This is a genomic window from Amycolatopsis alkalitolerans (assembly GCF_006152065.1).
Classification (GTDB): Bacteria; Actinomycetota; Actinomycetes; order Mycobacteriales; family Pseudonocardiaceae; genus Amycolatopsis_E; species Amycolatopsis_E alkalitolerans.
This window is the reverse complement of record NZ_VDFW01000003.1, coordinates 347,095-363,928: the sequence shown is the minus strand read 5'-3', so window position 1 is coordinate 363,928 and position 16,834 is coordinate 347,095. Positions and strand designations below refer to the sequence as shown.

Below are 16,834 nucleotides of genomic sequence, written 5' to 3'. Positions count from 1 at the left end.
TACTCGCCACCGCGCCGGGCAACACCGGCACACCATGCGCGGCGAAGAGATCCTTCGCCTGGTATTCGTAGAGGTCCACTACTCCAGTCTCCTGACGACACACGCCACTGTGACCCGCGCGGGGAGAGCCTACGGGCGCGTTTTTATACGAACCATGCTGCCGGACGCAGACGACCCTAGCGACCAGGGGAGAAGCGCGGGGCGCCCCACCCGGTGAACTCTGTCACCGTATGGATCCAGAGGGTGGTTTCGCTGTGTGAATCGTCCCACGTGGGGCCACGACGGTGGCGATCGCGAGAGCCACGGCACTGCCGAGCGCCATCCACCAGCCGATACCGGCATGCGCCCCGGGGATCCCGCTGCTGCCCAACGGAAGCTCGAGCACCCGGATAACGGCCAGGCTGGTCGCCCCCGCGAGCAGCGCGGCCGCACGAGCGGGCCGGCTTCGGGGTGCGAGGAAGCACGCACCGAGCACGGTGAGCAATGCGAGCAGCAGCCCCCACGACGGCGTACCGAAGTTCGACCATAACGCGGGCTCGACGTAGTCCGGCGCGACGATCGACGGGATGCCGAACCCGCCGATGGCGAGGATGCCGCCGGCAACCATTGGCGTGATCATGTTCGGCCCCGGTACCGCATCGGCGGCTTCGTCACTGTCGTCGCGTTCGACCATGCCCGTGACGACCGAGAAGCAAGCGGCCGCGGCCGCTGCGGCCACCGCGACCGACGTCCACAACACCCCCTGTCCCGGTGACAGCCCAGCGCCGAGTTCGGTCGCCGTGATGGCGAGCGTCAGCACGGCCGTGGCGGCGAGTGGCACGCCTGCCCAGGCGACGGACAGGGCAGGGCGCACCGCCGGGGCGAGCCCGGGCACGAGCATCGCCGCACCCAGCGCACCGACGAGCAGCCCGGCCACGAGCAGCAGCCAGCGCGATGGACTTTCCGGCCCCGGCAGTCCCCCGGCGATGATCACCTGATCGGTGAACGTGCCCGCGATCGCCGCGAGCATGGTCACCAGTGCCAGCGCCCCGGTGGCCATCCGCAGCCGGGTGGGACCCGGCAGCTTCGCTTCACCGGTCTCATCGCCCGCGGGCTCGGCTGTCCCGCCTTCGGCGGACAGGAACGCCACAGCCACGAACCCCAGCGCACCGACCAGCACGACGATCGGCCCGGCGGACAGGCCGATCCCGCCCACGGCGAGGCCGGACACCAGTTCGGGCAGCGCGACCGCCAGCGCGGCGAGACCGAGCCCCAGCAGCCCGCCGGTGCTCAGCCCACCGTCACCGGAGCTGATCGCGAGACCGGCCGCAGCCGGCAACGCGAAGGCCAGCAACAGGCAGCCGGCCAGCACCAGCGTGGGCCGCTCGAACGCGCTGCCGACCGGCAAGAACGCGTCGTCGCCGGAGAACGGCGCCATCATCACGCCGATCGCCGCGATCCCGGCGGCCACCAGGCCGGCAGGCAGGAGCCCTGCGGGCAGGCCACGCCCCGCCGAACCGCTCTCGGGCCGCGGCCCGAGAGCACGTACGGCCACGATCCCCGCGGCGACCGTTGCCATGTGCCCAGCCAGCAACAGCCACAGTCCGGCGCCTGGCCCGGGTAGGGCGAACTCCAGCGGCCGGTAAAGCTCGGGCCGCGAAGCCGCCGATGGATCGGCCAGGAATTCCAGGTCGAGCACGGCACGCCCGGGAGCGAGGGCGGCGACACCCGCCAGCACCCCCGCCGCGGCGGCCTGCCGCCCGCGCAGCACGAAGCCGACGGCCAGCACGATGGGAGCCACGGCGAGCACGATCAGCAGAGGCGCACTCATGAACCCGCGGGCCGCACCGGCGACCACCGGGAGCACGGAACCCAAGGCCAGGAAGAAGGCCGCGAGAATACCGAGTACGAGCGCGGCGAGCAGCGTCGTGGCCGACGGCTCGTCGAGGGCCTCCGGCGAGCGGGGATCCGTCCGCGAGAGCCGGCCGGCGACAGTCCAGCGAGTCCGGGTCATTGCCACGGAACGCTAGCAAGGACTGGCTCGGTTCAGTGGACCCACCGGCCTGCGGCGCCCGGCCCATTTCCGAAACGAACGTAATCCTCCTCACACAAATGGGGTAACAATTCTTCTACACTCGGTCATCGTCGCTGCTAGAGCGCTTGCTCTGCTCACACTTTCAGCCCATGCGTCGGCGAAGTCTTGCCCGGACAGACCTCCTTTCGTTACTGTCCCCCGGTCCCCATTACGGTCAGGTCACAAAGCGGACATTGAGCCAACCACCCCCGAGGTTGGTTCACCGGGTCCCCCGGCCCGGGGTTCGCGATCTGGCCCCCTCGAGTAACGGAAGGCCCCGTCTTGGCTCGACACCGCTCCCCCAGCGGCGAAGCCCCTTCCCCGGAGCTCGATGACGCACTGGAGGGTGCGGTCGTCCGTGTCCGGGGTGGACACCGGATCCCGGCACCGTCCTCGGCCCTGCGCGGCCGTGTCGTGGTCGCCGCCGTCGCGGCCGGCGCGTTCGCCGCCGCCGCGGCCGGACAGACCCTGCAGTCCCTGGGCTCCTCGGACTCCGACGGCGTAACACCGCTGGCCAACGCCACAGACGCCCGCGCCTCGTTCGCACTCGGCGGGGACACCACGGCCGGCGTCAGCGAACTGGTGCCCGCCGCGCGCTACACGGATGCGTCCGCCGAGGTGCAGAAGCTCAACGCCAGCCTTCGCGTGACGCAGGACCGCGAAGCGCGCGACGCTGCCGCCGCGAAGGCCGCGGCCGCAGAAGCCTCCCGCCCGAAGACCTGTCTGCCCGCACACGGCACGTTCACCTCGGGCTTCGCCGCCCGGTGGGGCGCGTTCCACTACGGCATCGACATCGCGAACTCGATCGGTACGCCGATCTACGCGGCCTCCGACGGCACCGTGATCAGCGCCGGACCGGCCAGCGGGTTCGGCCTGTGGGTGCGCATCCAGCTTGCCGACGGGACGATCCAGGTCTACGGGCATATGAACACCTTCTCGGTGCATGAGGGCCAGAAGGTCAAATGCGGGCAGGAGATCGCCGAGATCGGCGAACGGGGCCAGGCGACCGGACCGCACCTGCACTTCGAGGTCTGGCAGAACGGCACGAAGAAGATCGACCCGCGGCAGTGGCTGGCCGCGCGCGGCGTCTACGTGTGACGGAGCGCCGCCAGGCGAAACCCGCGTGAGCAGCGCACGGACAGCCTGCGCGAAACCGGCGCACCACCGCGCCATGGACTCGATGACCCGCACCACGGGACCTCCCTCTGATCGAACCGGTGTTCGAGATCAGGTATAGCGGAGAGGTCCGACAGTTTCCGGCGCCGATGCGGCGACCGACCCGGATTAACGCCCCGATCGGGTGAACCGGGGCATCCGTAGCCGGCTACAGCTTCACCATCGGCACGCTGCCGATCAGCATCAGCCTGACCTTGCCCGACGCGCCGAAGTCGATCGTGGCGGTAGCACGAGGGCCTTCGCCCTGCGCCTCGACCACCGTGCCAAGGCCGTACTTGTCGTGGCTGACCCTGTCGCCCACGTCGAGCTTCAGCGCCGCCGTGTTCTGCCAGCCCTTGGCCGGCGCCGGGCGCGTGCCACGCGCCGCCTGGTCGCCGAACGGGCGCCTGCCCCACGTCGTCGCCGCACGCGGCGAGCCGGAGGACGCGACCGGCTCTTCGCGGCGCCAGTCGACCAGGTCGGCCGGGATCTCGTCGAAGAAGCGCGAAGCCGGGTTCGTCATCGGCTGGCCCCAGGCCGACCGGACGATCGCCCGCGACAGGTACAGCCGCTGCCTCGCCCTCGTGATCGCCACATACGCCAGCCGCCGCTCCTCGGCCAGTTCGGCGGGCTCGCCCAGCGCGCGCATATGCGGGAAGACGCCGTCCTCCCAGCCGGTGCAGAACACCACCGGGTATTCCAGGCCCTTCGCGGTGTGCACGGTCATGAGCGTGACCACCCCCGCAGCATCGTCACCGTCCTCCGCGCCGTCTTCATCCGGGGATGGGATCGAGTCGGCATCGGCCACCAGCGAGACCCGCTCCAGGAACGCCGGAAGCGAACCGGGCTCGGGCGCCCCCGCGTCGACGTCGTCGGAGGGGGGCAGTTCCGCCGCGGCCTCGGTGAACTCCCGCGCGACGGTCACGAGCTCCGTCAGGTTCTCCACCCGCGAGGCGTCTTGCGGGTCGTCCGACTCCTCGAGTTCCGCTCGATACCCCGTGCGGTCCAGCACCGCCTCCAGGATGTCGGCGACCTCCGCGCCCTCGTCGGCCGGCTCCCGCAGGCCGTCCAGCAGCTCCATGAACCCGGTGATGGCGCGAGCGGAGCGCGGGTTCAGCAGCGTGACCTTGCCCTCGACCGCCTCGCGCAGCGCCGCGTAGAACGAGATCCGCTCGCGCTCGGCGTGTGTCGCGATGACCGCCTCCGCCCTGTCCCCGATGCCGCGCTTGGGCACGTTCAGGATCCGGCGCAGGCTCACCGTGTCCTCGGGGTTGGCGATGACCCGCAGGTACGCGAGCATGTCCCGAACCTCGCGCCGCTCGTAGAAGCGGACCCCGCCGACCACCCGGTAAGGCAGCCCGAGCCGGATGAAGATCTCCTCGAACACGCGGGACTGGTTGTTGGTGCGGTAGAACACCGCCACATCCGAGTACCTGGCCTCGCCCTTGTCGGCCAGCGCGTCGATCTCGCCGGCGATGAAGGCCGCCTCGTCATGCTCGTTGTCCGCGACGTAACCGCCGATCCGCTCGCCGTCGCCCGAGTCGGTCCACAGCCGCTTGTCGCGCCTGTTCGGGTTGCGCGAGATGACCGCGTTCGCGGCGGACAGGATCGTCTGGGTGGACCGGTAGTTCTGCTCCAGCAGGATCGTGCGGGCCTTGGGGAAGTCCCGCTCGAACTCCTCGATGTTCCGGATTGTCGCGCCGCGGAAGGCGTAGATCGACTGGTCCGCGTCACCCACCACGCACAGCTCGGCCGGTTCGACGCCGGACTCGGTGGGCTCGGTGCCCACCAGCTCGCGGACCAGCGTGTACTGCGCGTGGTTGGTGTCCTGGTACTCGTCGACCAGCACGTGCCGGAAGCGGCGCCGGTAGTGCTCGGCGACGTCCGGGAAGGCCTGCAGCAGCTCGACCGTGCGCATGATCAGGTCGTCGAAGTCCATCGCGTTGGCCAGTTTCAGCCGGCGCTGGTACTCCTCGTACACCTCGGCGACCCGGCGCTCCAGGTCGTTCGCCGCCTTGTCCTTCGCGGTCTCGGCGTCGATCAGCTCGTTCTTCAGGTTCGAGATGTGCACCGCGAGCGTGCGCGACGGATACCGCTTGGGGTCGATGTCGAGATCCCGCGCCACCAGCGTGATCAGGCGTCTGGTGTCGTCGGAGTCGTAGATGGAGAAGTTCGACGACATGCCGAGCGTCTTGGCCTCGCGCCGCAGCAGCCGCACGCACATCGAGTGGAACGTCGAGACCCACATCGCGTTGGCGCGCCTGCCGACCAGCTCGCTGACCCTGTCCCGCATCTCGGCCGCGGCCTTGTTGGTGAACGTGATCGCCATGATCTGGCCGGGATGGGCGCCGCGCTCGGCGAGCAGCCAGGCGATCCGCCTGGTCAGCACCCTCGTCTTGCCCGAACCCGCACCCGCCACGACCAGCAGTGGCACGCCGGCGTGGGTCACCGCTTCACGCTGGGCAGGGTTCAGATCCGCGAGCAGGTCGGCATGGCGACCGGTGGGGGCGGTCGCCTTCTTTTCCGCAGGGAGATCGAAGAGGGTGCTCATCGGGGATCCACGCTACTCGGGGGGCCTGACGGTCTACCGCACCGGACGTAGCCGGGAATGTCGCCCGGGAGCCGATGCCGACCGGCGGTCGCGGGCGGAACATCGGGACCATGACCACACAGAGCCGGATCCGCGCCTCGGACGCCGAGCGCGAGCGGATCGCCACCCGTATCCAGCAAGCCAGTTCGGAAGGCCGTCTCACCCTCGCGGAGACAGAACAACGCCTGGGTGAGGTTTATGCCGCCACCTACGTCGACGAGCTGGCCGGTTTCGTCGCCGACCTGCCGGCCGAACCCGTGCCACCACGGCGTTTCGCGCCGCCGCCGCTGCGAGTGCACGCCGCGCTCGTCGTGCTCTTCTCCGCGCTGCTCATCGCCGGCTGGGCCGCCTCGGGCGTGCCGTTCTTCTGGCCGATCATGCCGATGTTCTGGCTCGGGCTGAGCCTCGTCGTGCACGCGGGCGTGCGGTACCGGCGGGCGGTTGTGCCATACTGATCGCATGCGGCACAACGCGTACCGATTTTTCTACGGGATCCGGACTCCGGCTCCCGTGATCGCGTAGTGTCCGACCGCAATCACCGCCAAGCCCCGGAGTCCACGGACCCGGGGCTTTCGTCGGCTCTGGGATCGGGTGGGGGTCCGGACCGACCGGAGGTCCCGATGAACACACAGGACGCACAGACAGCCGAACCACGCGTCTCCTCGGCGGAGCCGATCGCCTCGGCCGAGGAGATCGCCGAGCTGCGCAAGGAGATCGACTGGCTGGACGCGGAGATCCTCCGCCTGGTCAAACGCCGGGTCGAGGTCTCGCAGACGATCGGCCGCGCCCGGATGGCCGCCGGCGGCACCCGCATCGTCTACAACCGCGAGATGGACGTGCTCGCGCGTTACCGCGACCTCGGCCCGGACGGCAGGCAGCTCGCGATGGCCCTGCTCAACCTCGGCCGTGGCCGGCTCGGGCGCTGACGTAATTCAGGGTGTTTCCCCGACCCGGACCGGGCCGGGGACGGGCACACTGGACATATGATTAATTTCATCGCGGTCGTGATCGCGATAGCCAGTGTGCTCGCCGCGCTCGGCCATGTCGGCTACCTGGCACTGCTCAACAACGCGGCGAACAAGCGGGCCGGGGGCGCCCCGGTCGCCGAGTACGTCCGAAGCCGGTGGGCGGTCGCCGGCGGCACCACCGCCGCGTCGTTGCTCGCGTGGTTGTTCACCGCCGGGGGAACCGGGATGGACATCCTGGCCATCCTCGTGGCGGCGGGTAGCGGGACAGTGGCGGTCAAGGCGCTACGGTCGACCCAGGCGAAGTACCGCAGCGGAGGCTGACCACCGCGATCGAGCGCGGTTACACACTGCAAGTCGCAGTCCAGCCGCGACTTGTCCCCTACAGGGTGAACTTGGCAACCCGCTCTCCCGTTGCCGCCGCAGCCTTTTACCCTTGGGGGGTGGACCTTCGCACGATCAACCGCGCCTGCTCGGCCTCGTGCCGTGCGCGTGCAGATGACCGTGCATCCGCACATGTGCATGTTGCTCCAATCGGCTTAACCGGCCTCCCGCCAGCGTCACCTGGCCCGGGGGGAGGCGTCCACCCGGCATGACAGGCGGAGCCGAATCCACCCAGCAGATTCCCCGCACGGCAGGCCGGCACCGGGCAGGCGCCGGCACCTGGACCCCTCATGTCCCGCCGCAGGCGGCCGGCGGGCGGCACTCTTCGTTCGCGCCCCAGCCGCTGGATCCGCCACCGGCCCGTGGTTCGCTCCCCCTGATCTCCCAGATCTTCGAAGAGGGCGCGCCGCCGCTCTTTCCCGCCGCGCACGGCGAACTTCCGCTGCCGGAGGCCGCCCCGCCGCCGCGCGCGAAACCGCACCGCACGAAAGTCACGCTCACCCCGCCCACCCCCGAGCACGACCGCAGAGAGGACGACGTCCGGGTCTACGCCGCCCCGCCGGAGACCGGTGGGCTGAGCTCGTTCGACCTCGGGAGCGTGCCCGCGTCGGTCACCCCGCCCCGGACCTGGCGCAAGGCCGCGTGGTTCGCCACCGCGTCCTCGGGCGGGGTCGTGCTCGCGCTGCTGTTCGCCGGGTCCGCGCTCGTCGGCAAGCCGACCCCGAGCCAGGCCGGCGACGCGTGGGTCCCGGGTCTCGGCGGCGGGGTGCCCACCGTCGAGGGTGAACGTATCCTGCCGGACCCGTCGAGCCAGGCCAGCGACTCGGCCACCGAAGGCCGTCGCTCCGCCACCCAGCCGAGCAGCCTGGCCGACAGCTCGCGCCGCCCGAACAGCCTGCGCTCACCCGCGAGCACCGTGTCCGACGACAGCACAACCGGTAACCCGAGCGTGCCCACCGGCAGCACGAGCAGTCCGGCGGCGCCGACAACCACACCGACCCCGAAGAAGCCGGCGCCGACGCCGGCGCCGTACACCGCGGACCCGTGGCGATTCCAGGAGTCGCAGGGCGATCCGCAGACGTTCGCCAAGGATTCCCAGACCTACCTGGACCAGGTCACCGAGAACCCGCAGGCCGCGTACGCGATGACCACCGGTGAGCTGCACCAGGACGGCACACAGGGGCTCGAGCGTAAGTACGCCGACGTGGCCTATTTCCAGGTCCAGCGCGTGCAGGTGCACCAGTACGACGGCACGACGGTGTGCACCGTGAAGCTGGTCCGCAAGGACGGCAGCGAGACCACCGAGCAGCGCACCCTCACCTTCCAGAGCGGCAAGATCGCCAGCGACGACGCCTGAGGGGGCACTGCTCCAGCCGGGTGACGGTAACTGCCGTTCGTCGTGCCCCGGCAGCCCTCCACCGATCGAGGGTGGCCGCGTAACGACTCGCCACGGTTCGCTGATGAACGAGCAGACATCCCGATCAACCGGAACAGAGGCCATGAAAGTCGCGCACGATCGGCGGCGGTCCCGGCAGGCGCCGGACGCCCTCACCGTCGAGGATCTCCTGTCGGCGCAGGAGATCGACTTGACGTTGGTCGAAAGCGCCCTGACCGAACCGGTGCCCGATCGCACGTTCCTGCCGCCGCCGCGTACGCGCTCGAAGCGCGACGCGCCCGAGCGCGAGCCGGAGAGCACGGTCTCCAAGGTGGCCAAGCTCGCCGGTCTCACGACCGCGGCCTCGTTGCTGATCGGCGCGATCGTGGCGTCCTCGATGCTGGCCCGGGCCCGGCCTGAGGCCACCCAGGACCCGCATCCCGGGCCCCCGCAGATCACCGGTGCGGCGGCCCTCGGTGGTTTCCTTCCTCCCGCGGCCGGTGCCCCGCGCCCGAGCGTTCGCGCCGCGGAGCCGGTGCCCAGCGCCACGGTGACCTCCCAGGTGCCTGCCGCGCAAACGCAACCTGCCGGCGGACAGGCACCGGCGGCGGGCGACACCACGACCCCGAGCACGGCGCAGGCCACCGATGGCGAAAAGGTGGCTATGGTCGAACGGTTCTACCGGCGGATGGTGTCGCCGCATCCGGAGGACGCGCTGGCCCTGCTCACCCCCGAGCTCGCCGGCGACGAACCGGGTGACCTGGTCCGCGCGTGGAGCTCGATGAGCGAGATCGACGTGGACGAGGTCGGGGTACAGCCGGACGGTTCGGTGCTCGCGGTGGTCACGATGGTCCAGCACGACGGCGTCAGACTGCGGGTCACCCAGGTGTTCCAGGTCCTCGGGCACGCGAAGGGTAAGGACGGCGTCATCTCGCGGGCGACGCTGCTGTCCGCAGAGCAGCTCTGACCCTCTATAGCAGGCAACCTTCCGCAGCCCCGAAGCGTGCCACATGTATGTGCGCAGAGTGAGCGGCCTAGCCTGTTGTGAGCTGGACTCTGCTAAACGGCCCAACGGGCCGCGATATGTGCATACGCTCCGGGCGTGCGGCACCGTGTCGCGCCCTGCAAGCAGCCCCGAAGGAGGTCGCGTGAGCGACGAGGGTCGCCTGGTCGCCGGACGCTACCGCGTGGTCCGGCGGATCGGCACCGGTGCCATGGGCGCGGTCTGGCAGGCCTACGACCAGGTGCTCGCGCGCACCGTCGCGATCAAGCAGCTCCTGCTCCAGCCCGGCCTCGACCAGCACGAGGCTGAGGACGCGAAGCAACGCACGATGCGCGAGGGCCGGATCGCCGCCCGGCTGCATCACCCCAACGCCATCACGGTGTTCGACGTCATCACCGACGACAACGGTCAGCCGTGCCTGGTGATGGAATACCTGCCCTCCACCAGCCTCGCCGAGGTGCTGCGCGACCGGAAGACGCTGCCGCCGCACGAGGTGGCCGGGATCGGCGCGCAGGTCGCGGCCGCGCTCAAGGAGGCGCACGCGGTCGGCATCGTGCACCGCGACATCAAGCCCGGCAACATCCTGCTCGCCGAAAGCGGGCTGGTGAAGATCACCGACTTCGGCATCTCCCGCGCCAAGGACGACGTCACCGTCACCAAGACCGGGATGATCGCCGGTACGCCCGCCTACCTCGCGCCCGAGGTGGCGGTCGGCGGCGATCCGGGTCCCGAGGCGGACGTGTTCTCCCTCGGCTCGACCCTGTACGCCGCGTGTGAGGGGCAGCCGCCGTTCGGCCTCAGTGAGAACACGTTGAGCCTGCTGCACGCGGTGGCTGCGGGCCAGATCAACCCGCCCCGGCAGTCCGGGCCGCTGGCCAGCGTGCTCGCGGTCCTGCTGCACCCCGAGGTGGACCACCGGCCGACCGCCGCGGAGGCGGAGGAACTGCTGGCTGCCGTCGCCCGCGGTGAGACCCCGCTGGGCGGGGCGTCCGACGCGACGCAGATCGCCTCGCCCGGCGGCATGCTCGGCGCGGCCGCGGCGGGTGCCGATGCGACTCGCGCGTTCAGCGGGGACCTCGGCAACCGGCGGAACGACTTCTACGACGACTACGACGAAGGCACGACGGCCGCGTACCCCACCGAGGACTACGACAGCCCCACTCGCGCCGTCGCTCCCGGGTACGAGGACGGCCCGCTCCCCGGCGAAGACGAAGACGAGCGGCCCGGCAGGTGGAAGGTACCGGCGATCATCGGCGGGGTCGTCGCGGTCGGGCTGGTCGCGCTCGGGATCTGGCTGTTCGGCAGCCCGAACACGGGCAAGAGCAACATCACCGACAACCAGCAGCCGATCGTCCCGCCGCCGGCGACGACTTCCTCGGTGGTGACGACGACGGAGAGCCCGACGCCGACGGAGACCTCGTCGTACGCGCCCCGGTCGACGCGGAGCTCGTACACGCATCGGAGCAGCTCGACCGAGCGGACCACCGAACCGACGTCGAGCAGCGCCCAGAGGACTTCGTCGAGTTCGGCGCCGCCCTCGTCAAGCTCCAGCGCGGCAACGTCGACATCGGTGAGTCAGTGAGTTCTCAGCCTGGGTAAGTAGGGTGGACGGCAACTATCTGACCGTCGGCGTGACGAGAGGTTGTTTTGGGTACTGAGGGCGCGGTCGTCGGCGGCCGGTACCGGCTGGACCAGCCGATCGGCCGCGGCCGGGCCGGGATCGTGTGGCAGGCGTACGACACGCTCCTGCATCGCACGGTCGCGGCGAAGCGGATGTACGTCCAGCCCGGCCTCGACCCGGCACGCACGGAGCACATGATCAACGCCGCGGTCCAGGAGGGCCGCGGGGCGACCCGCGTGCTGCACAACAGCGCGATCACGGTGTACGACGCCCTGCGCGACGGGGCCGACCCGTGGCTGTTCATGGAGTACGTGCCGTCACGCAGGATGTCGGACTTCCTCACCGAGCACGGGCTGCTGACACCCGAGCAGGCCGCGTTCCTCGGCATCCAGCTGGCGTCGGCGCTCTCGGCCGCGCACCGGGCCGGGCTCCTGCATCGCGCGCTCGAGCCGGGCAATATCCTGCTCGCCGACGACGGTGGTGTGAAGGTCACCGACATCGGCATCACCGGCCCGGGACCGAACCCGGCGTTCCGCGCGCCGGAGATCCTGCGCGGCACCCCGCCGGATCACGCGGCCGACGCGTTCTCCCTGGGTGCGACGCTGTACCAAGCCGTCGAGGGCGTGCCGCCGTACGGCGAGGACGGCACGAGCCCGCTCCGGCAGCCGCAGCGCGCGGGTCAGCTGACCGGCGCGCTGATGAAGCTGCTGCGGGAGGACCCGATGTCCCGCCCCACGCTCATGGACAGCGTCACCGCGTTCCAGGCGATCACGCAGGGCCGGCAGACCGCGTTCATCCCGCCGACCGCACCGGCGATGCCCACCGTGCCGCTGGCGTGGTCGGTCCAGCCCCCGCCGCCGCCCCAGGCGGTCGCGACGAGGGCGCCGCTGCTGACCCCGGCACGCACGCGGAAGCTGATCCTCACCGTGCTCGCACTCCTCTGCGCGGCGGCGATCGGGATCGGGATCACCCAGGTGCTGTTCCTCTGAACCCGCTACTCGAACAGCTCGTCGACTGAGCGCACGGTGGCGACCCGCCGGATCCAGCCATCCAGCTCAGCAAGGTCCGTACACCCGTGAATACGCTCACGAGCCGACTCGGACACCTCGATCCCCCGCGACTCGAGCACCGCCAGCACCGCCTTGACCTCGCCCTCGGCCTCGCCTTGGTAGAAGTACCTGCGGGCGAACTCGCTCTGGTATTCGTAGGTGCCGGTCGCCATCAAGGCCTCCAAGTGCTTACGTGCGGCCTCGGGGAGCGCCGCGACCACGAAATCATGATACAAGAGGGACTGCTGCTCATCGGCGCTCTTCAGCGCCGTGATCAGGGCCTGAAAGATCTGTTCCCGCTGCGGGTGCATGCCGTGCGACGCGGCCGACAGCACCACGAGTTCCGGGCAGCTCGCCGCCAAGTCGGTGTCGGTGACCACCGGAACCCGGTCGGGGCCGAGCACCAACGGCGCCAGCACCCACCCGGGGTGCCCCAATTCCAACGGAGTGGCGCACCAGGCCGCGGTCACCTCATCGACACACACGACCAGCAGCACCGCCGGGCAGCGCAACCGAGCGCGCAGGGTGGCCAGATACACCGGCCAGCTCCAGCACTTGCCCCGGTCACGGCGCAACTGGACCTCCACGACGACCGCCAGTTCGGCGGCTTCGGAACTGCTCAGCACCACGACAGCGTCGGCGCGGTACTCCGTCGGGCTCAGATCGGTGAGATCGCCGGACTCGACCCGCGCGGACTCGTAGTCGGGCACGGGCAGGTCGAACGAACTCGACAGCAACTCGGCGGCGAGGGACGGCTGGTTCCGGAACAGCAAGGTCAACGCTTCGTGCGTATGTGATGGCACGAAGCGAACTTAAGGGACACCCGAACTAGGCCGCCGCTGCGGACGCGCCTCGCAGCGTCGTGAGTAACTGCTGCACGGCAGGCCGGTTCATCGCGCGGGTCGCCACCGCGGCGTGGATCGCCCGGACCGGCTCCGGGCGGCGGATCCGCTTGATCACCACACCGGGATGCGGTGTGCCGAGGCCGAGCACCGGTACCAGGCTGATACCGAGCCCGGCGGCCACGAACCCTTGTGCCGTCTGGTAGTCCGCGCAGTCCATCACGAAGTTCGGGGTGAACCCGGCGGACGCGCACGCCGCCACGAGTACGTCCCGGCACGGGCCGGGCGTGCCCTCGTTGCCGACCCACGGCTCGTCGCGCAGATCCGTAAGGTCAAGAATTCGCTTACGCGCCAACGGATGGGTGCGCGGGAGCGCCGCGCGATACGGGTCGTCGAGCAGGTGGATCAGCTCCACGGTCTTGATCCGCCACTCGCCGCGCCACACGACGATCGACACATCGGCTTCGCCGGACGAGACCTCCGGGATCGATTCGAGCGGCTCACGCAGCTTCAGGTCCAGCTGGACGCCGGGAAACTCGCGCCGGACCGCCGCGACCGCGGGCGGCACGAGCGCGGGGCCGGCGGTCGCGAAGTAGCGGACCGCGAGCCGTCCGGTCCGGCCCATCTTGAGATCGGCCAGTTCGGACTCGGCCTTCGACAGCTGCCCGGACAGGACCCCCGCATGCTCGGACAGCAGCGCACCCGCCGCCGTCGGGCGGACGCCACGCCCGACACGCTCCAGGAGCTCAATCCCGGCCTCACGTTCGAGCGTGGCCAGCTGCTGGCTGATCGCGGACGGCGTGTACCCGAGGTTGCGTGCGGCGGCCGTGATCGAGCCACTGGTGATCACCGCGCGCAGGATCTGCATTCGCCGGACGTCAAGCATGCGCCGAGCCTACAGTTCTGCTGAAGGGTTCCTGTAGTTTATTTCGCTTGTCCTAACGGATCATCGTGGCCAGTCTGGCAGCGTGGGAGAGACGAAAACACTGCTGCGCCTCGGCGCGCTCGCGCTGATGTGGGGTTCGAGCTTCCTGTGGATCAAGCTGGCGCTCGGCGCCTTCAGCCCGGTGCAACTGGTGCTGATCCGGCTCGTGCTCGGCGCGGCCGTACTCGTGGTGATCTGCTGCACCCAGCGCGATCGCCTGCCCACCGACCGGCGGGTGTGGGGGCATCTCGTCGTCGCCGCCCTGCTCCACAACGCCATCCCGTTCCTGCTGTTCGCGGTCGGCGAGGAGACCGTCAGTTCGGGCGTCACCGGGGTGCTGAACGGAACCACTCCCCTGTGGACACTAGTGGCGGCGTTCGTGTTCGGCGTCGACCGCAAGCTCGGGCTGCCGCGGATCGGCGGGCTCGTGCTGGGCCTCGCGGGCATCCTGCTGATCTTCGCGCCCTGGCAGGCCGGTGGGCTGCTCAGCTGGGGCGCGCTCGCGTGCCTCGCCGCGGCGCTGAGCTACGGCCTCGTCTTCACCTACGAAAGCCGGTTCCTGTCCGGCACCGGTTCCTCGCCGGTCGCGCTCGCCGGTGCGCAGATGATGGCGGCGAGCGGGTTCGTGCTGCTCGCGCTGCCGGCGGGCGGGATCGAACCGGTGCACCCGAGCGTCGCGGGTGTGCTCGCCGTGGTCATGCTCGGCGTGTTCTCGACGGGTATCGCGTTCGCGCTGAACTACCGGCTGCTCGCCACCGAGAGCGCGGTGGCGGTGTCGATGGTCGGCTACCTGATCCCGGTGGTCTCGGTGGTGCTCGGCACCATCGTGCTCCACGAGGCACTGAACGCGCGCGTGCTGGGCGGCATGGTCGTCGTGCTCGCCGGGGTCGCGCTCACCAGGCTCAAACGAGCCGGCGATCCGAAGCCCAGCGAGAAAGCTCGTAGCGGTTCGAAAGCTGTGTCTTCCGCAGCACGCTCGACACATGCGTCTCGACCGTCTTGACCGAGATGAACAACTCCGAGGCGATCTCCTTGTACGCGTAGCCACGCGCGAGCAGCCGCAGCACATCGCGCTCGCGCGGGGTGAGCAGGTCCAGTTCCGGGTCGCTGATCGGCGCCGAGCCGGGCCGGTCGGCGAACGCGTCGAGCACGAACCCGGCCAGCCGCGGGGAGAACACCGCGTCCCCCTCCGCGACGCGGGTGATCGCGCGAACCAGTTCCGTCGAAGAGATCGTCTTCGTGACGTAGCCTCGCGCGCCGGCGCGGATCACGGCTATCACGTCCTCCGCGGCGTCGGACACCGACAGCGCGAGGAACACCACATCCGGCAGTTCGGGCCGCACCCGGCGCAGCACCTCGGCTCCCCCGCCGTCCGGCATATGCACGTCCAGCAGCACGACCTGCGGTTTCGTCCGCGCTATCCCGGCGACGGCCTCCGCCACCGAACCGGCCTCGCCCACGACGCGCACCTCGTCGCTGATCGAGTCCAGCTCCGTGCGCACCCCGGCACGGAACAGCGCGTGATCGTCCACCAGGAACACAGTCACCGGCGCTTCACTCATGCCGCACTCCCCTGCTTGATCGGCATTTCCAGCTGCACTTCCGTCCCGTCCCCGGGCGCGGTGCGCAGCCGCACCGTACCGCCATTGCGTTCCATCCTGCCCCGGATCGAGTCCGCGAGGCCATGCCTGTCCTCCGACACCGCCTCCGGATCGAAGCCCTTACCGCGGTCGCGCACGAACACCATCACCGAGGTGGGCTCGACCTCGGCGTACACGCTGACCTCCTCGACACCCGCGTGCTTGGCGGCGTTGACCATCGCCTCGCGGGCGGCCTGCACGAGCGCGCGCAACGATTCGTCCAGCTCCGCTTCCCCCACCACGACCTGCGAGACCGAGATCGCGAACGAGTCCTCCACCTCGCCGCAGACCGCCGCGATCGCGGTGGACAGCTGCCCGCCCCCGCCGTCGGCGATCTCCTTGGGCGTCCCGTAACCCGACGGGCCGTACAGCCAGCCCCGCAGCTCCCGCTCCTGCCCGCGCGCGAGCCGCGCGACCTCCTTGGGAGTGTCCGCCTGCTTCTGGATCAGCGCCAACGTCTGGAGCACCGAGTCGTGCAGGTGGGCGGCGATCTCGGCGCGCTCCTCGGTACGGATGCGGGCCCGGCGCTCCTCCCCCAGGTCACGCACCATGCGCAGCCAGAACGGCACGGTCAGCACGGCGACCCCGACGAGCGTCGCCACCACCGCGATGAGCGCGAACTGCAGCTGGTCGAAGCTGCCGCTGCGCAGCACCAGCACGCCGATACCGGTGATGACCAGCGCGACCCCGGCGAGAATGCGCACGGCGGCCGACCACCCGCCACCGCCGAGCACCATCCCGGCCACGCCAGAACGGGCACCGGAGCGCCAGCGGCGGCGCTGCGACTCGTCGGCCTCGCGCCAGACGACGGCGGCGCCGACGAGCGCGACCGCCAGCGGTGCGGCCACCCAGCCGCTGATCACGCCGGTGACGGTGCTCCCGCCGACCGCGAGCCCGATGCCGAGGACGAGCAGCCCGATCGCCTGCTGCCGTTCCTTCGCCGACACCGGTTGCGCCGCGTCGTCCCCCCGGCGCTGCGGCACGAACACCCACAACAGGCCGTACGCCAGCAGCCCGGCTCCGCCGAACGCGGCGAGCACGGCGAAGGTCGCCCGCACCCACACCACGCGCACGCCGAGATGGTCGGCGAGCCCCGCCGAAACGCCCGCGACCGCGCGCCCCGACCGGCGCCGGTACAGCTTCGGCGGACCCTCCGGCTGGGCGAGCGCGCTCGAAGGCACTCGGCTGACGGCCTTCTCGCGGGCCTCTTCCTGCACGTCGTCCATGGTTCT

The 16,834-nt window shown here is 70.5% G+C and carries 15 protein-coding genes; 9 read left to right on the top strand and 6 right to left on the bottom strand.

Annotated features, from left to right (window positions below; all coding sequences use genetic code 11):
* Positions 1-223 precede the first annotated feature (223 nt).
* The gene (locus FG385_RS05900; RefSeq protein ID WP_139095545.1) at positions 224-1,993 is read right to left on the bottom strand and encodes a hypothetical protein; all 1,770 of its coding nucleotides are present in this window, start codon (positions 1,991-1,993) and stop codon (positions 224-226) included.
* A gap of 342 nt (positions 1,994-2,335) precedes the next feature.
* On the opposite strand from FG385_RS05900, the gene FG385_RS05895 reads away from it, so the two are divergent.
* Entirely contained in the window at positions 2,336-3,151 is an 816-nt protein-coding gene (locus tag FG385_RS05895; protein ID WP_200834310.1) for a M23 family metallopeptidase, read from the top strand.
* A 226-nt stretch (positions 3,152-3,377) separates the two neighbouring features.
* On the opposite strand, the gene pcrA is transcribed toward FG385_RS05895, so the two are convergent.
* Complete coding sequence (pcrA, locus tag FG385_RS05890; RefSeq protein WP_139095544.1) at positions 3,378-5,759, bottom strand: DNA helicase PcrA; 2,382 nt, start codon at positions 5,757-5,759, stop codon at positions 3,378-3,380.
* A gap of 110 nt (positions 5,760-5,869) precedes the next feature.
* On the opposite strand from pcrA, the gene FG385_RS05885 reads away from it, so the two are divergent.
* The 7 genes from FG385_RS05885 (at position 5,870) to FG385_RS05855 (ending at position 12,135) form a co-directional block, all read left to right on the top strand.
* Complete coding sequence (locus tag FG385_RS05885; RefSeq protein WP_139095543.1) at positions 5,870-6,253, top strand: DUF1707 SHOCT-like domain-containing protein; 384 nt, start codon at positions 5,870-5,872, stop codon at positions 6,251-6,253.
* Positions 6,254-6,418: 165 nt separating this feature from the next.
* Positions 6,419-6,724: a chorismate mutase gene (locus FG385_RS05880; RefSeq protein ID WP_139095542.1), complete on the top strand. Its 306-nt coding sequence runs from the start codon at positions 6,419-6,421 to the stop codon at positions 6,722-6,724.
* 57 nt (positions 6,725-6,781) lie between these two features.
* Positions 6,782-7,087, top strand: coding sequence for a hypothetical protein (locus FG385_RS05875; RefSeq protein ID WP_139095541.1), 306 nt, complete (start codon positions 6,782-6,784; stop codon positions 7,085-7,087).
* A gap of 268 nt (positions 7,088-7,355) precedes the next feature.
* Entirely contained in the window at positions 7,356-8,504 is a 1,149-nt protein-coding gene (locus tag FG385_RS33780) for a hypothetical protein (protein WP_160148733.1), read from the top strand.
* Positions 8,505-8,646: 142 nt separating this feature from the next.
* Positions 8,647-9,489, top strand: a complete 843-nt coding sequence (locus FG385_RS05865; RefSeq protein WP_139095540.1) for a hypothetical protein — start codon at positions 8,647-8,649, stop codon at positions 9,487-9,489.
* A 181-nt stretch (positions 9,490-9,670) separates the two neighbouring features.
* Positions 9,671-11,107 (top strand): serine/threonine-protein kinase, encoded by a 1,437-nt coding sequence (locus tag FG385_RS05860; protein WP_139095539.1) that lies wholly within the window; start codon positions 9,671-9,673, stop codon positions 11,105-11,107.
* A 65-nt stretch (positions 11,108-11,172) separates the two neighbouring features.
* Positions 11,173-12,135: a serine/threonine-protein kinase gene (locus tag FG385_RS05855; RefSeq protein ID WP_139095538.1), complete on the top strand. Its 963-nt coding sequence runs from the start codon at positions 11,173-11,175 to the stop codon at positions 12,133-12,135.
* Positions 12,136-12,140: 5 nt separating this feature from the next.
* Here the strand turns inward: FG385_RS05855 and FG385_RS05850 are convergent, their stop codons facing one another.
* Positions 12,141-12,998, bottom strand: a complete 858-nt coding sequence (locus tag FG385_RS05850) for a hypothetical protein (RefSeq protein WP_139095537.1) — start codon at positions 12,996-12,998, stop codon at positions 12,141-12,143.
* A 25-nt stretch (positions 12,999-13,023) separates the two neighbouring features.
* A complete protein-coding gene (locus FG385_RS05845) occupies positions 13,024-13,923 on the bottom strand; it encodes a LysR family transcriptional regulator (protein WP_139095536.1) in 900 nt (299 codons plus the stop codon).
* 82 nt (positions 13,924-14,005) lie between these two features.
* Here FG385_RS05845 and FG385_RS05840 point away from each other — a divergent pair, with 82 nt between their 5' ends.
* Positions 14,006-14,965: a DMT family transporter gene (locus tag FG385_RS05840; RefSeq protein WP_139095535.1), complete on the top strand. Its 960-nt coding sequence runs from the start codon at positions 14,006-14,008 to the stop codon at positions 14,963-14,965.
* Here the strand turns inward: FG385_RS05840 and FG385_RS05835 are convergent.
* Entirely contained in the window at positions 14,865-15,524 is a 660-nt protein-coding gene (locus FG385_RS05835) for a response regulator (RefSeq protein ID WP_139095534.1), read from the bottom strand. The two genes, FG385_RS05840 and FG385_RS05835, sit on opposite strands and share 101 nt — an antisense overlap.
* Complete coding sequence (locus tag FG385_RS05830) at positions 15,521-16,828, bottom strand: ATP-binding protein (protein WP_139095533.1); 1,308 nt, start codon at positions 16,826-16,828, stop codon at positions 15,521-15,523. The genes FG385_RS05835 and FG385_RS05830 overlap by 4 nt, the downstream gene beginning before the upstream one ends.
* Between the last annotated feature and the right edge of the window lie 6 nt (positions 16,829-16,834).